Source organism: Coprococcus comes ATCC 27758 (assembly GCF_025149785.1).
Taxonomy (GTDB): domain Bacteria; phylum Bacillota; class Clostridia; order Lachnospirales; family Lachnospiraceae; genus Allocoprococcus; species Allocoprococcus comes.
Genome location: NZ_CP102277.1, coordinates 2,531,240 through 2,547,878 on the forward strand (window position 1 = coordinate 2,531,240; position 16,639 = coordinate 2,547,878).

At 45.0% G+C, this 16,639-nt stretch carries 14 protein-coding genes; 3 read left to right on the top strand and 11 right to left on the bottom strand.

Features of this window, described 5'->3' with window-relative positions; genetic code table 11:
• Window positions 1–66: 66 nt before the first annotated feature.
• From truA to NQ556_RS12485, 11 genes are all read right to left on the bottom strand, one after another.
• On the bottom strand, window positions 67–813 hold the full coding sequence (gene truA, locus NQ556_RS12435; RefSeq protein WP_022220796.1) for a tRNA pseudouridine(38-40) synthase TruA: 747 nt from the start codon (window positions 811–813) through the stop codon (window positions 67–69).
• An 11-nt stretch (window positions 814–824) separates the two neighbouring features.
• Window positions 825–1,649: an energy-coupling factor transporter transmembrane component T family protein gene (locus tag NQ556_RS12440; RefSeq protein ID WP_008373164.1), complete on the bottom strand. Its 825-nt coding sequence runs from the start codon at window positions 1,647–1,649 to the stop codon at window positions 825–827.
• Window positions 1,646–2,509 (bottom strand): energy-coupling factor transporter ATPase, encoded by an 864-nt coding sequence (locus NQ556_RS12445; RefSeq protein WP_022220797.1) that lies wholly within the window; start codon window positions 2,507–2,509, stop codon window positions 1,646–1,648. The genes NQ556_RS12440 and NQ556_RS12445 overlap by 4 nt, the downstream gene beginning before the upstream one ends.
• Window positions 2,494–3,345 carry an energy-coupling factor transporter ATPase gene (locus NQ556_RS12450; protein ID WP_008373161.1) on the bottom strand — a complete coding sequence of 284 codons (852 nt, stop codon included), beginning with the start codon at window positions 3,343–3,345 and terminating at the stop codon, window positions 2,494–2,496. Before NQ556_RS12450 ends, NQ556_RS12445 begins: the two co-directional genes overlap by 16 nt.
• A 140-nt stretch (window positions 3,346–3,485) precedes the next feature.
• Window positions 3,486–4,175 carry a GTP pyrophosphokinase gene (locus NQ556_RS12455; RefSeq protein WP_022220798.1) on the bottom strand — a complete coding sequence of 230 codons (690 nt, stop codon included), beginning with the start codon at window positions 4,173–4,175 and terminating at the stop codon, window positions 3,486–3,488.
• Between the two features lie 89 nt (window positions 4,176–4,264).
• On the bottom strand, window positions 4,265–5,908 hold the full coding sequence (locus NQ556_RS12460) for a PucR family transcriptional regulator (protein WP_022220799.1): 1,644 nt from the start codon (window positions 5,906–5,908) through the stop codon (window positions 4,265–4,267).
• Between the two features lie 178 nt (window positions 5,909–6,086).
• Window positions 6,087–7,457, bottom strand: coding sequence for an amidohydrolase (locus NQ556_RS12465; protein WP_022220800.1), 1,371 nt, complete (start codon window positions 7,455–7,457; stop codon window positions 6,087–6,089).
• Between the two features lie 37 nt (window positions 7,458–7,494).
• On the bottom strand, window positions 7,495–8,193 hold the full coding sequence (locus NQ556_RS12470) for a hypothetical protein (RefSeq protein WP_008373154.1): 699 nt from the start codon (window positions 8,191–8,193) through the stop codon (window positions 7,495–7,497).
• A 13-nt stretch (window positions 8,194–8,206) separates the two neighbouring features.
• On the bottom strand, window positions 8,207–8,902 hold the full coding sequence (locus tag NQ556_RS12475) for a DUF5058 family protein (RefSeq protein WP_008373153.1): 696 nt from the start codon (window positions 8,900–8,902) through the stop codon (window positions 8,207–8,209).
• Window positions 8,903–9,106: 204 nt separating this feature from the next.
• Window positions 9,107–10,960: an ATP-dependent helicase gene (locus NQ556_RS12480; RefSeq protein WP_243273529.1), complete on the bottom strand. Its 1,854-nt coding sequence runs from the start codon at window positions 10,958–10,960 to the stop codon at window positions 9,107–9,109.
• Entirely contained in the window at window positions 10,881–13,589 is a 2,709-nt protein-coding gene (locus NQ556_RS12485) for a DEAD/DEAH box helicase (RefSeq protein WP_022220802.1), read from the bottom strand. The genes NQ556_RS12480 and NQ556_RS12485 overlap by 80 nt, the downstream gene beginning before the upstream one ends.
• A 276-nt stretch (window positions 13,590–13,865) precedes the next feature.
• Here NQ556_RS12485 and NQ556_RS12490 point away from each other — a divergent pair, with 276 nt between their 5' ends.
• The 3 genes from NQ556_RS12490 (at window position 13,866) to NQ556_RS12500 (ending at window position 16,639) form a co-directional block, all read left to right on the top strand.
• Window positions 13,866–14,804: a phosphate ABC transporter substrate-binding protein gene (locus NQ556_RS12490; protein ID WP_022220803.1), complete on the top strand. Its 939-nt coding sequence runs from the start codon at window positions 13,866–13,868 to the stop codon at window positions 14,802–14,804.
• 136 nt (window positions 14,805–14,940) lie between these two features.
• Window positions 14,941–15,816 (top strand): phosphate ABC transporter permease subunit PstC, encoded by an 876-nt coding sequence (gene pstC, locus NQ556_RS12495; protein WP_008373142.1) that lies wholly within the window; start codon window positions 14,941–14,943, stop codon window positions 15,814–15,816.
• Complete coding sequence (locus tag NQ556_RS12500) at window positions 15,806–16,639, top strand: PstA family ABC transporter permease (protein ID WP_008373141.1); 834 nt, start codon at window positions 15,806–15,808, stop codon at window positions 16,637–16,639. The genes pstC and NQ556_RS12500 overlap by 11 nt, the downstream gene beginning before the upstream one ends.

A 16,639-nucleotide genomic window follows, 5' to 3' on the forward strand; every position in this document is an offset into this window, starting at 1 on the left:
ATGTAGTACCTTCTATTCGGAATTTCCTGTAAAAAAATGAGCCTGCCTAAAAAGCAGACTCATGCACTATTCTTCATTCTGATAGCGGATTTCCATCAGGCAGAGTCCCTGCGGCGGTGCCGTGACCGCTTCCCTGGTTCTTTCTCCGCCTTCCAAAAGTTCCTTTACCTTTTCCGGTTCGTAAAATCCTCTTCCGACACGCACCAGTACCCCGGCTATGATGCGCACCATGTTATACAAAAATCCATTTCCCGTGATCCGGATCGTAATATGCTCTCCGCTTTGCAGAATCTGCAAATCCGTGATTGTCCGCACCGTTGTCTTTGCATTAGTACGGATACAGCAAAATGGTGCAAAATCGTGTTCTCCTTCCAGATAAGCCGCTCCACGTCTCATCTGCCCCACGTCCAGGTCAAAACTTACAAAGTAATTATAAAGCCTCTCTGTCGGAATCGGCACTTTCGTATTGATGATATGATATTCATAGGTTTTCAGAGTATCCTGATAACGTGGATGCCAGTTAAGATCCACCTCATCTGATTTTACAACTACAATATCTTTCGGAAGACGCTGATTCAGGGCATAAGAAAAACGTTCTGCCGGTATCCTGCTTTCCGTGTCAAACACAGCAATATTTCCTCTTGCATGAACCCCGGAATCCGTCCGGCTCGCCCCTATCACCTGAATCTCTTCTCCGGTGAGCTTACAGATTGCCTTATTCAGCACTTCCTCGATCGTAATTCCATTTGGCTGGATCTGCCAGCCACAATAATTTGTTCCATCATAAGCCACTGTTAATCTGATTCTTCTCATCTTATGACTCCTTAAAAGATCCACAGCTTGAATGGAACATATCTTCCAACAACAAATGTGATCACAACATACAGGATCGTAATCAGGTATGCCATGTGGTCAGCACTCTTATAAATCAGAGGTTTCATCTTGGTTCTGCCATTACCACCGCGATAACATCTTGCTTCCATTGCCATTGCAAGATCATTGGCACGGCGAAATGCGGATACAAAGAGCGGAACCAGGATCGGAATCATTGCCTTTGCCTTCTGGATCAGATTTCCACTTTCCATATCCGCACCTCTGGCAATCTGTGCCTTCATGATCTTATCCGTTTCCTCCAGAAGGATCGGAATAAAACGAAGTGCGATCGACATCATCATCGAAATCTCATGTACCGGTACATGGAGCTTATTCAATGGGTGAAGAAGCTTCTCCAAACCATCTGTCAGTGAATTCGGTGTAGTTGTCAGTGTCATAAGTGAGGATCCCATAATCAGATAAATCAGCCGGATCGCCATATAAACCGCTGTGCTTAAGCCGTACTCCGTGATCTTGATAAAACCCACATGGACCAGTGTCTTTCCACCCGGTGTCAGAAATAAGTTGAAACCTACTGTGATCAGAAGCAGAATAATAATTGGCTTCAGTCCTCTGACAATGAATTTAAACGGTACCTTCGCCAGCTTAATGCATCCAAACAGGAACACAGTCGCTAGTACATATCCCAAAATACTTTTAAATGTAAAAAGAGAAATCAGATACAGCAGTGTGCATACAATCTTCACACGCGGATCCAGCTTATGGATACGGCTGTCAGCCGGATAATATTGTCCAATCGTTATATCTCGAATCATTTGGCTGCCCTCTCCTTCTTCAGTGCTTTCATAATGCCATCCGCTGCTTCTTCTATCGTGGTTGCATCTGTCGGAACATCCATTCCCTTTTCCTTCAGCGCATGCATGATGTACGTTACCTGTGGTGCCGCAAGTCCCACACTCTCCAGTTCTTTGTAGTGTGCAAACACTTTCTTTGGCACATCATTAAACATGACGCTGCCTTTATTCATCACAATAATACGATCCACATATTTTGCAATATCTTCCATACTGTGGGAAACTAGAATGACAGTCATGTCTGCTTTTTCGTGCAGATAGGCAATCTGATCCAGGATCTCATCTCTTCCCTTCGGATCCAGTCCTGCAGTCGGTTCATCCAGAACCAGTACCTTCGGACGCATTGCCAGTACACCTGCGATCGCTGCACGTCTTTTCTGCCCGCCTGACAGATCAAACGGGGAATGATCGAAATATTTTTCTTTGAGACCAACAAGCTGCAACGCCTCTCTTGCCCGCTTTTCACATTCTTCCGGTGAAAGTCCCTGATTCTTCGGTCCAAAACAGACATCCTGAAGTACATTGACCTCAAAAAGCTGATGCTCCGGATACTGAAAGACCAGCCCGACCTGATTTCGCAGCTCACGTAAGTTATAGTTTTCTCCGTAAATATTCTCTCCGTTGTAATAAAGTGCTCCGCTTGTCGCTTTGATCAGTCCGTTCAGATGCTGGATCAGTGTCGATTTACCGGAGCCGGTGTGACCAATGATCCCGACAAATTCACCGTGTGGGATTTCCAGGGATACATCCTTCAGCGCATGCTTTTCATATGCAGTTCCTTCACTGTATACATAATTGATATGTTCTAATTTAATCGACATAATATCTCCACCAATTCTTCCTTCTTCAAAACTCCCGCCGGAATATCAAGTCCTCTTTTTCTCAGTTCATCAGCAAGGATCGTCACCTGCGGCACATCCAGTCTGTAGTGCTTTAAAGTATCCACCTGTGAAAAGATTTCTCTCGGTGTTCCCTGCATTACCACATGACCGTGATCCATTACGAATACGTGGTCTGCATCTACAACCTCTTCCATATAATGGGTGATCAGAATCACTGTAATGTGTTCTCTTTTTCTCAGCTCCATCACACTTCGAAGTACTTCTTTTCTTCCATTCGGATCCAGCATCGCAGTTGGCTCATCCAGTACAATACACTTTGGACGCATTGCCATGACACCGGCGATCGCAACCCTCTGCTTTTGCCCCCCGGACAATTTATTCGGTGAATGGTGACGGTATTCAATCATCCCAACCGCTTTCAGGCTATCTTCCACTCTCTGCCAGATCTCCTCTGTCGGCACGCCCAGGTTCTCCGGACCAAATCCCACGTCTTCCTCAACGACCGTTCCTATGATCTGATTATCCGGATTCTGGAATACCATTCCGGCGCTCTGACGTACATCCCACAGATGTTCATCTTCCTTCGTGTCCATTCCGTCTACCCACATGGTTCCGTCTGACGGAACCAGCAGGGCATTCATATGCTTTGCAAGTGTAGACTTCCCAGAGCCATTATGCCCCAGGATCGCAATAAACTGTCCCGGCTCGATATCCAGCGATACCTCATCAATAGCGCGGCTTTTCCCTATAATATTACCTTCTTCGTCACGCTTTGCATATTCAAATACAAGTTTATCTGTCTTGATCATTTTCATGGTATTTCCTCATATCCATTCTGTAATTTATCTGTCCATACTGTACTAGATTATAACCTAACTGGAATGCCTATGCAATTGATTTCCTGATTGTATCAAAAAAAGAATGCGCCTTCGCACATTCTTTCCCTGTGTTTCTACTACATTTTTTCAATCTTATCCCTGAGTTTCAGCATTTTTGCATCCAGCTCAGAAATTTCATCTGCATAGGTTTTTAATTCCTTTGCAACCTCTTCATTCTCTGTCTTCTTATAAAATATCTGGTACTCGAGCACAGACCAGTAATCCATTGCCACCGTACGGAGTTGGATCTCCACCTTTTCCTTCAGTGGTCCTTTGGATGAATAAATTGGGACCTCCACGATCATGTGAAGACTCTTGTATCCGTTCTTTTTGGGATTCTTAATATAATCTTTCTCACGGATGATCTGTACATCTCCCTGCGCTTTCAGACGGTCTGCGACCTCGTACACTTCATCTTCAAATGGACAGACCACGCGGATTCCGATCAAATCCTTCAGTTCTGCTCTTGCCGTGTCAAAATCCGGCTCCAGGCCTTTCCGGATCAGTTTTGTATAAATACTCTCTGCCGTCTTCACTCTACTGCTGATCTGGTTGATCACAACATGGCGTTTCTTGCGCGAAAGATCTGCATTTATCATATTCAGCTTTGCTGTAAGAAGATCGATTGCAGCTCTGCATCTGAGCTGATACTTCTGATCCTGAAGCGAACGGTCTATCTCTGCAATCTCTTTTGCAGCCTCTGTCCGGATCAGCTTTTCAGGGCACTTATTTTTCTGCTTTATCTTTGCCTTCTGTTTCTTTGGCATAGGCATCTCCCTTTTTGTCTTTTTTTTCACACAATATATATTGTATCATCTTTTGCCCTGAAAATCATCAATTCTTGTTCAAGGAAACGTTAAATTTTTTCTTCCAGATTCAAAAAGCGCAGTAAAAGCTCTGCATTCATCCGTGCAATATTATCGCTCCAGTCAATCTGCAGAAGTTCGTTTACCTTGTCGATCCTCTTCCTGATCGTATTGATATGTACATATAATTTTTCAGCTGTTGCGCTGTAGTTCATATTATTTTCCAGATATACTTTTAAAGTCTTTAAAAGCTCGATATTCTTTTCATCTTTCAGGAGTACACTGTAAGCCGATAGCATATGAGTAAGCTCTTCTTCCGGAATATCCAGCCATGCAAGTGCACCAAGCTGAGAATACTCCCATGCAAAAAGGCTTGGATAAATCATTTTTCCCATATTCAGTGCTTTCTGGCATTTCTCTATGCTCTGACGGATACGTCCAAGAGAAGCGGCATCCAGTGAATAACCAAATTCCAGTGCCGTCTCCGGACAGCTCTTCAGAACTCTTCTCCGGAATTCTTCCAGAAGTGCAAGGATATGACCTTTCTCCCAGTCTTCTTCTCTGTCCTCCAAAAAAAGAATTCCCACATTTTCTCCGATCATTGCGATTCTGGCATATTTGATCAGACTGCTTTTCCTGTAAGCCTCAAGGATCTCTTTTCTCCGGTTTGGAAGTTCTTCCTGATTGTCCGCGCGCCGGAACAATACATACCTGTATTTTGTACTCATGGAAATTCCCTGTACATTCGCCTGAAACATCATCTTCTGTGTATCATCTTCCGTTGCACTCAAAGCGTATAACACAAAGTTCTCAAATCCGATATTTCCCATGTTCTGTGCCGCTACGATCTGCTCATATAATCCCTGCAGCATCAGATAGGCAATCCGGATACTGTACTCATCATAATAATCCAGGAATTCCCGCGCTTCCATCACGGCAAAATACGCCTGTACACTTCCATTTACAGAAATCGGGACCCGTATCCAGCTGATTCTCGGTCCCTCCTGGTGACTCTGATTCACAAGACGGTATCTCACCATGTCCATGTAATCACAAAGCGTATGCCGGGTATACGGCATTGACGGCTCCCAGAAATCCTCTGTTTCAAGTCCGAATCCTTTTGCTATCTTCTGAAAATTCATCGAACTGTAATACGCCTCTTCTTCTACAAAATCATATAAAAATGCCGGGAAACCCATCTCAGCCTCCATCGCTTGCAAGATCCGCTTGATCTTCTGCTCTTTATATGAAAAATTCGACATCTGAAATGTCATATGACTGGTATTGATCCGCAGCCTGCGTATGGTCCGGTTCAGCACAGCAGTATTAATCTGGCTCATCACTTCCATCCATGGTGCTGAAAATGGCATGGAGATAAGGGGCACCTCATACTGATCAAAAAGCTCCAGTATTTCCTCCGGTATTTTCTCCAGATATCGTTCTCTTTTGATCATCATTCCCGCTGATTTCTGGATACTTCCCTCCCGGAATGCTTTTTCAATACAATCTGGTTCCTTTGCAATAACGTACCCTGATGAAAGTACCAGTTCCTTCCCTTTTGTCCAGTGAAATGCATCCGGTGCCTCCATAACTGTGATCCCCTGGATCTCACGGTGCAGTCCCTTTGCCCCCGCCAGAACGTAAAAATCCTTAAAATATTCCTGCGATAATAATTCCTGTATTGCGATACCCATTTCTGTCTCCTGCCTGACTGCACTTATCCCCCTCACACAGTCTGTTTTTCTCCTATTTTCTCAGTGTAACATTCATGAAAATTCTTGTCAAATCCAGTCACACACTTACTTTTTTTCCTCATAAAAATCCCGGAAACCTCACGGCTCCGGGATCTTTTTTCTTTACTTTTTCTTGTTTTTATTCACCGTCATACATCGGTGCATATGGTTCTCTGTCCTGCGCATCGAATTCGTCCTGAATTTCTTTTCGCAGTTCCGGCTGTGTATACAGGTCATATGCTGTTGCTGCAATGACTTTTGCTGCGTAAAATGTACCTTTCTGTCCGATCGTGCTTCCGGCAGATGCACAGCTCTGCCAGGTATGCGGTGCAACACCAACCGGCCAGCAAACTGCAGTAAAGAGGTTCATCGGCATCATCTGGCTCACATCTCCACTGTCCGAAGAAGCAGTAAGCGGTGCTTTTTCCCAGGCATTTCTGGAAACAACACCATCTGCTAATGCCTTTTCTTTTGCTTCATACATTCTCTGATCTCTGTCTTTGATAGCCGGATCAACGGTAGCCTGCAACTGTCTTGCAAATTCCATTTCCTCTTCCGTATAAGTTGGTGTTCCGACCTCCTGCAGATTCTTCCATGTCAGATCTGCAAATGATTTTTCGCTGACCATATCGCAGCAGCCATATTCAATTTTGGTCTCAACCTCCGTCTCTGTCATCATTGCAGCACCTTTTGCCACAAGTGTCAGTCTGCGGAGAATGTCTTTTACATCGCTGATGTGCGGAGCCCTTGTAAAATACCATGCACTTGCTTTATCCGGCACGATATTCGGTGAAAATCCGCCACTGTCTGTAGTATAGTGGATTCTTGCCTTGTCAACTACATGCTCTCTTAAATAGTTGGCGCCTACACTCATAAGTTCCACTGCGTCAAGCGCACTCCGCCCTCTTTCCGGTGCAAATGCTGCATGTGAAGTTTTTCCTTTGAAATAAAACTTCGCAGATGCACTCGCCAGATATCCTTCATCATAAATCATGTTTGCAGACATCGGGTGCCAGCTCAGTGCCATATCGCATCCGTCAAACATATGATAATATGCCATTTTTACTTTTCCACTTAGCAATTCTTCTTCCGGGCATCCATAGAATCTTAAGGTTCCCGGAATTCCTTCCTGCTCAAGAAACCGTTTGATCATGATCGCTCCTGTCACAGCCCCTGCGCCCAGAAGGTTATGTCCACATCCATGTCCTGCTGCTCCCGGTGTTACCGGCTCTTTCGTGATCTGGCATTTCTGGGAAAGTCCAGGAAGCGCATCATATTCTCCAAGAACAGCGATCACCGGTTTGCCACTTCCATATTCTGCATAAAACGCATGTGGAAGATGTTCTTCATTTACAATCACAAATCCTTCATGATGAAGAAGCTCACGGATCATATCCGCTGACTTCTGCTCATTCCCGCCACTCTCAGGATTATTCCATAAATTAGTGCAGATGTCCACGCAGGTAGACCTAAGTTCCTCCATCTGCCCAAGCATCTCTTTTTTCGTCATATCTACCTCTCCTTTTCCATCCAATTATACACTATTCTTACTTTCCGGCTTCTTTTTTCTTTCCATAAGTTGCAAGTGTTACACCGATTGCTACAAATACACTTGCAAGAGTTGTCAGATAGTTTGCTGCTCCCGGAAGCCAGTTGAAAAGACCTGCGTTAATTGCAATACCGATGAGAATTGCAAATGCAAGCATACCACCTGCAAATTTGATTCTTTTCAGTCCAAACTGCATAAGCAGGGCACCAAACAGTGCCGGAAGCAGATAATTCAATGCCTCTATCACACTTGCCGGCATTGCTGAAAGTACAGAGCTCCCGAGGATAACTCCGATCGTCAGCACAGATACGTTGATGACGATGGATGTCGCCATACCGATTACTGAAACGATCGAACCTTTTTCTGTTCCTGGTTCAACGTCAGCTGCGACCTGAGCCATACCGGCACAAGGAACTCGCATATTGGAAATATTTCCTGACAAAAATGCCATGTATGTACCTACCGGACCAAGTACGGTAAAGTAAGAAATCGGTTCTACAACCCAGAGAAATCCAAATGCACTTGCTGCAGAAATAAATGCGGTGGCAAGTGCAGCAGGTTTTGGAAGAAGTCCGTACACAACTGCCAGTACAAGTGCCGGCAGGAAAGATAATACAGCTCCAAGCAATCCGGTAAGTTTACCAATCTTATGCATCTGCGGCATATATTCGCCTTCATAAAAATCTTTTTTTTCCATGTTCGCTCCTCCTTTAAATCACGGCTGTGATGATCATTGCTGCCAGAATTGAAATCGTAAGATTCCATTCTTTCAGCCACTTGATATTCTTTTTTTCTGAAATGGTTAAAAGTATTGCCATAAATACAGCTCCAAGTACGCAGGCAACTGAGTTTTTATTCAGCTTGATCAGATGAGAAGATGACATTGAACTAAATGCACCAATGATAGCCGCACTTGAAATTGCCATCAGTTTTGCCGGATCTCCACCTGAAATTTTGTGCTGTACCTTGTCCATACGGCTTGCAGAAATAGTTGCAAAGATGATCCATCCGATCGATCCAAGGATCATGGTCCATACTGCCATATCAAGTGCCAGTGGTGTCAGTGTATCTGCTCCAAGCTGTACACCAACTGATGCAGTACCAAAACCTGCTGCGATAGATTCAAACATAACGGAACCGATCAGGGAAAGTCTCATCCACGCCATCGGTCCTCCAACAGTGATCAGAAGGGAAAGCATTCCACTTAAGATTACAATAGATGGTCCAATGGAAGTGATCGCGCTGCTCTTGATTGCGTTCTTCATCTGCTTTTCTGTAAGTCCGATCTTCTTTCCTGCCGAATAAGATTTTTTTGCAAAGATCAGGGCCTGTGCGATAACGAGTATTACCGGGATTCCACAGGCGATCCACATCGGTATACTGTTGGCGATTTTCATAGCATCCATATTGCTACCTCCTTAGAAATAAATAAAATATTCATAAAATTTATTGAAATTATAATAAAATTATCGCGATAATTCTATGAATAAATATTCACTTTTCTTTTAAAAGGCATATAGAGGTGAAAAAAAATTCACTCCCATATGCCCTTTCATGAAAAAATATTTTATTGATAAATTCTTTCAGCAAACAATTTGTATTGCCATTTTCTATAAGCCTTTCAAAACTTCCACTTCGCCAAATGCTTTCAGAAATTGTTTTTTTCCATATCCCGGAAATTCCAGTTCGATCATCATCTCGTCCTCAGAAATAATCTCCCCTTCCCCGTACTTCGGATGTCTGCCTTTTCGCTCTGGCTTCCGTGTTTCTTTCTGTTCTTCTTCCTCCTGCTTTTTCTCCCTGATCAGCTCCCGCGTATCTTTCCGCAGTTTCTGCAGATTCGCTTTCCGCGACTCACTTCCCGGCTTTTCTTCCCAGTCGAGCAGCTCCTCCGGCAGCATCCGCAGATAATTGCTTGGTGTCTCATATGTCCCCGGGATCGTCGGATTTGTATAATAGGAAAGTTCCAGATTCTTCCTTGCACGGGTCAGTCCTACGAAGAACAGACGGCGCTCCTCTTCTTCCTGTTCTATGCTTTTGCAGCGAAGCGGGATCAGTCCCTGATTCATTCCAATGATGAATACATAGTCAAATTCCAGACCTTTTGAGGCGTGCAGTGTCATAAGATGAACTGCGTCTTCTTCCTCCGTCTGTCGTTCTGTATCTGCCGCTTTTTCCATCGTATGTTCGCCCGAAACCGCATTCAGTTTCCCTTCTGCAACATACTCCCGGATCATATGAGGTCTTTCCGGAACCGGATCCTCATCCTCTTTCTGTTTTGTCGGAAGAACATAAGGAAGTTCTGCTCTTTCAAATACTTTTTCCAGAATCTCTGCCTGCTTCTGCACCCGGTAGAAAACCGCAATCTCCCGGTAAGGAAGTCCCTGCTCATGAAGCTCACGGATCCGCTCTGTCAGATACTCTGCCTCGATAAATGGATCATAATGATTCCTTACCAGAATCTTCTCCCCTCTTTCGCCACTTCCCTCAATCTTTCCTCCAAACTGAAGAAAACGGTTCGCCGCTTCCAGGATCACTTCATCGGACCGGTAGTTAACCGGCAGAGTCAGTTCTTTTGCGCCAAATCTGTGCTTGATCAGGAAGAACATATTCGGTCCGGTTCCTCTCCAGCTGTAGATCACCTGATTCGGATCCCCCACCGCAAAAAAGTGGGTCTGTGTGCCTTTTAACGCCTCCAGAAATTTCAGCTGTTTTTCGTCACTGTCCTGTACCTCATCGACAATGATCCACTTAAGATCCAGCACCTCTTCCTGCTCTTTTGCCACCTGCGTTCCTTCTTCCAGAAGATCTGCAAAGGACATTTTATTCTGCTGTCTTTTTGCCTTCTCAAGAAGCGGAAAGACCCGAAACAGATCATCTTTGTATTTTCCCTGTGTTCTTCCTTTCCGATATGCCGCGTAATCCTCTTCCATCCGCTTTTTCAGACGGTTCTGGTATTTGATCTTATAACCGCCTTCTTTTGCGATGGCAAGCACCATTTCCATTTCATCTTCCGGTGTGATAACGGTAAATTCCCGGTTCCATTCTTCCAATTTTGTTCCGTCTTCTGCCTTTTCCGGAAGAAATCTTCGCAGAATCCTTAAGGCAACACTGTGAAAGGTTCCAAATCCCCACAGTTCTTCTTCCGTAAGCTCTGCTTCTTTTCTGGATAGACGTTCTGCGATCTCATCTGCCGCCTTATTGGTAAAGGTAAGCACTGCCATTTTCTCATACGAAACCTGCTTTTTCTCATGCAGATGCCGCACTTTCTCGATCAGCACTGTTGTCTTTCCGCTCCCTACATTTGCATTTACCAGACATGCCGGGCTTTCATCCAGCACCGCCTCCTGCTGGTAAGAATTTAAAGTTTTTATTTCTTCTATATTATTCATTTCCAAGCTGTTCATCATATCGCCTTTGCAAACGGTCTCTCTTCTTCTGTCGTTCTTTTTTCTCCTGCTCATCCATTTTTGCTTCATACCGTACCCGGATCTGCATATCCGCCGGACAGATCACATGATACCGCAAGGTATTGGTCAGACTTTGGAGGTTATCCGGCTCCATCAGCCATTTTGCATAAAATTCATTTTCCATCGTCAGGATCAGCTTGTGTCCTTCTGTACTGACTTTTTTAATGGTCTTCAGGAACTGCCCGCCTGCTTCGCCATTTTTGACCACGGCATAACAGACCTTCTCCCACTCATCCGGCAGATTGAAGAAAGAAAATTCTTTCCGGATCACAGGCTGTGGCTCTTTGATATTTTTCTTCAGATAAACCGGCGGTTCGCTCTCTTCCAGAAGATTATCAAGTCCCCACAGAACCGTCTTCTTATCCAGATTGTAGTCACCTACGCATGCCGGACAGCCATCCTCACACGGACAGCCGCTGACCATTTTAATCGCACTTTCCAGAATTTCCGGAATCAGATCATAGATCTTCTCCGAATAACCAAGTCCGCCCTCATATTTGTCATAAATGAAGAGGGACACCTTTTCCTCCCGGAACTCATCCGGAATGGTCGCATTGTTGGACATGGTCACATCGATATCATCCCGTTCCGTCATCGTCACCATCATTACCGCATTCTTGATCGCATACTGCATTCCGTCAAAATGATTGTTCAGCACCAGCTCTCCCATCCGATTTGGCAAAAGAAGACTCCGGTAGACTCTGACAACATTCTCCGGCATCGTAAGCCAGGTGCTTTCCGTGCCATAATCCTTCTGAAGCGGCTGTGTCAGCGTCACATAGCCCAGATTCTGATGGTTATGGAACTGCAGTTTCTTGTACATGGCAATGATTTCGTTTACATTGATGTCTCCAAAACGGATTTCCGTCCTCTGGTACGCGTCCTCCTGAAATACATGCAGGATACGCGTCTCTTCCTGTCCTGCCGGTACCGTATAATAATCCCCTGTAAACGGAATGGCGTAAGCTGTCCGGCTGACCAGATCCATCTTCGTGATCTCATAGGATGCACCATCATGCATATATACAGCACCCGGATGGATCTCATGGTATGCCTGGGATTCGTCCATCTCCGTGATCTCATGTCCATCCTCCTGCGCGAGCAGCTTGAACCTGGTCTTGTCAATATTACGCAGGCTGTAATCCCCTGCCGGAAATGCAGGTCCCGCCCAGGCAAATCTTCCGGCAAGGCTTTTTACTTCTCCGGCGCTTAAAAGCACCGGGATCATTTCTCCAAGATCCGGAAAAAGCGCAATATCATCCAGTGAAAGTGGCATCTCAGCAGCCGCTGCGCGCAGATGTGCAAGCTCGATCAGAAGATTGTCCGGATCCACGATCGCATTTTCACTTTCTCTTGAGAACAGCCATTCCGGATCGATGGCAATGTACTGATCAAACGGTTCATTTTCCAGAATCAGATAATTGACACAGGCACTGCCGCTTCGTCCGGCACGTCCACTCTGTTGCCAGAAGGACGCCCTTGTCCCCGGATAACCGACGATCACAGTTGCATCCAGCTTTCCGATGTCGATCCCAAGCTCCAGTGCATTCGTCGATACCAGCCCGGTCAGTTCTCCCTCCGTCATCTTCCGCTCAATCTCTTTTCGCTCCAGCGGGGTATAACCGCCACGGTATCCTGCGATCAGATCTGCCGGATTCTTGCCGCCCACCCGCGCCATTCCAAGAAATCCGGCAGCATCTAATTTATCCTTTGCTTCTTTTAGAATAACTTCTACATTTCTTCTGGATCGTCCAAAGGTGATAAAATGATGATCCTCTTCCACCAGCTCCGGTATCAGTCCGGCTGCTACGGTTGACGCCGCAATCCTTCCGTATACTTTGTCATTATTCCCCTTGATCTCCGGCGGCTGGATAATACAGTATTCCTTCTCCGGTGCCGGCGATCCATCCCGGTCAATCAGCGTAAATCCGCTTCCACAGATCTTTTCGGCAAGCTCTACCGGATTAGCGATCGTCGCGGAGCTGCACAGAAAATGCGGATTCGAATGGTAATACCGGCAAATCCGGTGCATTCTCCGGAAAATATTTGCCAGATGTGCTCCGAAAGCACCGCGGTAAGAATGAAGCTCATCGATCACTACATATCGTAAATTTGCAAAAATCGCGTCAAACCCGTAATTGCTGTGATTCGGAAGGAATGCCGAGTTCAGCATCTCCGGATTGGTCAGGATAATATTTGCACTCTTGCGGATCCTTGTCCGCTCGGCAGGTTTAGTATCTCCATCGTACACGCCTGCTGAAACTCTTCCCTCTCCGAAAAATTTCAAAATCGACTGCATCGCACGGTACTGGTCACTTGCCAGTGCCTTGGTCGGGTAAATAAAAATCGCACGTGTCAGCGGGTCTTCCAGAATTTTCTGCAATACCGGGAGCAGAAAGGCAAGCGTCTTTCCACTTGCCGTCGAAGTCGTAATAACCACATTTTCTCCGGCTCTGACCTTCTCAAACATCTCAACCTGATGTGCATAGAGTCTGGAAATATGGTTGCTTTCCAGATATCCCCGGATTTCTTCCCGGAACTCCTCCGGGTAGTCCCGGTACAACGGCTCCCTTTTCTTCATTTTTCTTGTATAAATGATCAGCTTTTTAATTTCTTCCGTCATGAATTCCTCCATAATTTAAAAAATGTGCACCTATAGCACGCAATACCTTTTATTTCACAGGAAGTTCCCGTAGAATAAAAACCAAACACATATTCGTATGTACAGTATAGCATGGCTTTCCCATTCCTTCCATAGATATTTAGTGTATAGATATATTCTATATCATTCATGTAAATTATCTATAAAAAATGTTGTCCATGCAACATACATTTTATTAAAAGAATGTTAAATTTATATTTTAGATATGTAAATTTTATTCAGGGAGGAATACATACAATGAAAAAGAGATTTTTATCAATCGCTCTTACACTTGCTATGGTATCATCTATGGCAGTAGGATGCGGAAGCAGCAAGTCAGATTCTGCTGACAGCAAAAAAGAAGAGGGTGCAAAGACAGAAGCTTCTGCCGATACAGAAAGTAACCAGATCTTATTTAACGGATCTTCTACTTTAGCACCGGTTATCACTTCTATGGCTACTACTTTCTTTGATACTTATGGAACATGGGATGCATATGATTCATCTCTTCCAAAAGAAGATATCGCAATCTACGTTTCAGCAGGCGGATCCGGACAGGGAACCAAAGCCGTTATCGATGGAACTGCAACATTTGGTATGGTTGCAAGAAGCGTAAAGGATGAAGAAAAAGAAGCAATCAAAGATGAAAAAGAATACCAGGTTGGTATCGATGCTCTGACGATCGCAGTAAACCCGGCTAATCCGGTAAATGATGTTCTTGATAACCTTACAACGGAACAGATCGTAGGACTTTTCTCCGGCGAATATGCTACATGGAAAGATCTTGACTCATCTCTTCCTGACGAAGAAGTTGTTGTTATTACACGTGATATCAACGGTGGAGCTCACGAAGTATTCCAGAAGAATATCATGGGTGACACAGAAGTAAAAGCGGATGCGATCCAGGCTTCTTCTATGGGTGAACTTGTTCAGGATATCATTGATAACCAGTACGCAATCGGATATGCTTCATTTGGTGTTGCTAACCAGAATGAAGGAAAAGTAACTCCACTGAAAGTAAACGGTGTTGCTGCAACAAAAGAAAACATTCTTGATGGATCTTACATCATCCAGAGACCACTTCTTCTTGTAGGTTCTGGTGATCCGACAGATGTACAGCAGGCTTTCCTTGATTACGTTCTTGGTGATGAAGGACAGAAAACTGTAGAAGATATGGGATTCATTCCTATGAAATAATCTTCCGATATTGAAGGGGTGTGCAAAGACACACCCCTTTTTCTTGCTATATGTCGCTGGTTAATCCCAGGGGTCAATTTTGATTTGTATCCGGACAGCGCTGTCTGTCCTGCATCATACCTAGAAAGGATTTACTATGTTTAAGAAACTTTCAGATAAATTCAGCAAAGGAATCATTTATCTGGCTGCCTTTCTCGTAACGGCACTGATGGCAGTCATGATGATCCATATTGTGAAGGAAAGTATTCCTGCCATTTCACAGCTTGGAATCAAAATGTTCCTGCCTACCACTGAATGGCGCCCTGTCAGTCAGAAACCGCAGTACGGACTTTTACCTGCGATTGCCGGTACCCTTTATGTCTCAGCGATCGCAGTTGTCCTCGCACTCATCTTCGGCGTTGCCTGTGCCTGCTTTCTGGACTATTACCTTCCGAAAAAGGTGGCATCCTTATTCCTTGCGTTCATCGATCTGGTTGCAGGAATCCCGTCCGTCATCTTCGGATTTATCGGACTTACGGTTCTTGTAAAAGCCTTTGCCACCCACCTCCATATGGCAGCCGGTCAATGTATCCTGGCAGCCGGGATCGTGCTGGGGATCATGCTTTTACCATTCGTTATTTCCACCTGTCATGAATCTTTACAGACTGCACGAAAGACTTACGAGTTCAGTGCGATCACACTTGGATTCTCCAGAGAATTTACCCTGCTGCATTTTATTCTTCCGGCAATCCGGCCGGGAATCATTGCAGGTGCAATGATGGCATTCGGCCGCGCACTTGGCGAGACAATGGCCGTCATGATGGTAATCGGTAATTCCCCGATTTATCCCAAACTCCTTGGACGTGGTCAGACACTTCCTGCCCTCACCGCACTGGAAATGGGAAGTATTGAATACGGAAGCCTTCACCTCTCCGTACTTTACGTTGCAAATGCTGTGCTGCTTGTGATTCTTTTCATCGTACTCGGTATCAGCTATCTTCTGAAAAGGAGGCTTGCCACCCATGAGAACTAAACTGCAGAAATTTTTCACACGCCTGATTCTCAGTATACTCGGACTTTGCGTGATCGTTGTTACACTCTTCCTTTTCCTTTATGTCTTCTGGAAAGGGAAAAAAGTATTTAGCCTGTCCTTCCTTCTGGACAAGCCTGCCGGTGTTCCACTTGGAACTGCAGGCGGTATCTATCCTGCACTGATGGGTTCCATTTACCTTGGCGCACTTTCTGCACTGATCGGCGGTATCCTTGGTATCGGCGCTGCCATTTATCTTGTATTTTACAGCACCGGAAAACGATTTTCCGTCCTTGTAAATATGGCGATCACCGGACTTTCCGGAATCCCTTCGATCCTGTTCGGGCTGGTTGGATATACGCTTCTGATCTACCGTTTTGGACTTAACCGCAGCCTTCTGTGTTCGGCACTGTGTGTTGCAGCAATGATCATTCCTTTTGTTGCAATCCGAGCAGAAAAGATTCTGGAAGAGAAGGGGCGTGAATATATGAAGAACTCCCTAAGTCTCGGACTTTCCCGTGAGTATGCCCTCCGGAAATTGATCCTTCCGGTCTGCTCTGTAGAGCTTCTCGGAACCGTTGCGCTTGGAATGGCATACGGCATGGGTGCCGTTGCACCGATTTTATACACCGGAGCTGTCATGCAGGCAGATGTTCCGCATTCTCTCTCCGATCCGTTCATGTCACTTCCATATCACCTGTATATCCTTGTGAACAACGGATTTTCTCTGGATTATGCTTATGGAACCGCATTTGTACTGATGCTCTTCCTACTCATCATCCAGTTAATATGTAAATTTATCACCTATCTACGAAAGGACAACTGA

What these genes read in the sequence shown, in the direction of transcription:
- NQ556_RS12440 (WP_008373164.1), bottom strand. Translation starts at nt 1,649, where the DNA reads ATGATTCGAGATATAACGATTGGACAATATTATCCGGCTGACAGCCGT.
- NQ556_RS12465 (WP_022220800.1), bottom strand. Translation starts at nt 7,457, where the DNA reads ATGACGAAAAAAGAGATGCTTGGGCAGATGGAGGAACTTAGGTCTACC.
- NQ556_RS12475 (WP_008373153.1), bottom strand. Translation starts at nt 8,902, where the DNA reads ATGGATGCTATGAAAATCGCCAACAGTATACCGATGTGGATCGCCTGT.
- pstC (WP_008373142.1), top strand. Translation starts at nt 14,941, where the DNA reads ATGTTTAAGAAACTTTCAGATAAATTCAGCAAAGGAATCATTTATCTG.
- NQ556_RS12500 (WP_008373141.1), top strand. Translation starts at nt 15,806, where the DNA reads ATGAGAACTAAACTGCAGAAATTTTTCACACGCCTGATTCTCAGTATA.
- NQ556_RS12455 (WP_022220798.1), bottom strand. Translation starts at nt 4,175, where the DNA reads ATGCCAAAGAAACAGAAGGCAAAGATAAAGCAGAAAAATAAGTGCCCT.
- NQ556_RS12445 (WP_022220797.1), bottom strand. Translation starts at nt 2,509, where the DNA reads ATGTCGATTAAATTAGAACATATCAATTATGTATACAGTGAAGGAACT.
- NQ556_RS12470 (WP_008373154.1), bottom strand. Translation starts at nt 8,193, where the DNA reads ATGGAAAAAAAAGATTTTTATGAAGGCGAATATATGCCGCAGATGCAT.
- NQ556_RS12460 (WP_022220799.1), bottom strand. Translation starts at nt 5,908, where the DNA reads ATGGGTATCGCAATACAGGAATTATTATCGCAGGAATATTTTAAGGAT.
- NQ556_RS12450 (WP_008373161.1), bottom strand. Translation starts at nt 3,345, where the DNA reads ATGAAAATGATCAAGACAGATAAACTTGTATTTGAATATGCAAAGCGT.
- NQ556_RS12485 (WP_022220802.1), bottom strand. Translation starts at nt 13,589, where the DNA reads ATGACGGAAGAAATTAAAAAGCTGATCATTTATACAAGAAAAATGAAG.
- NQ556_RS12480 (WP_243273529.1), bottom strand. Translation starts at nt 10,960, where the DNA reads ATGAGCAGGAGAAAAAAGAACGACAGAAGAAGAGAGACCGTTTGCAAA.
- NQ556_RS12490 (WP_022220803.1), top strand. Translation starts at nt 13,866, where the DNA reads ATGAAAAAGAGATTTTTATCAATCGCTCTTACACTTGCTATGGTATCA.
- truA (WP_022220796.1), bottom strand. Translation starts at nt 813, where the DNA reads ATGAGAAGAATCAGATTAACAGTGGCTTATGATGGAACAAATTATTGT.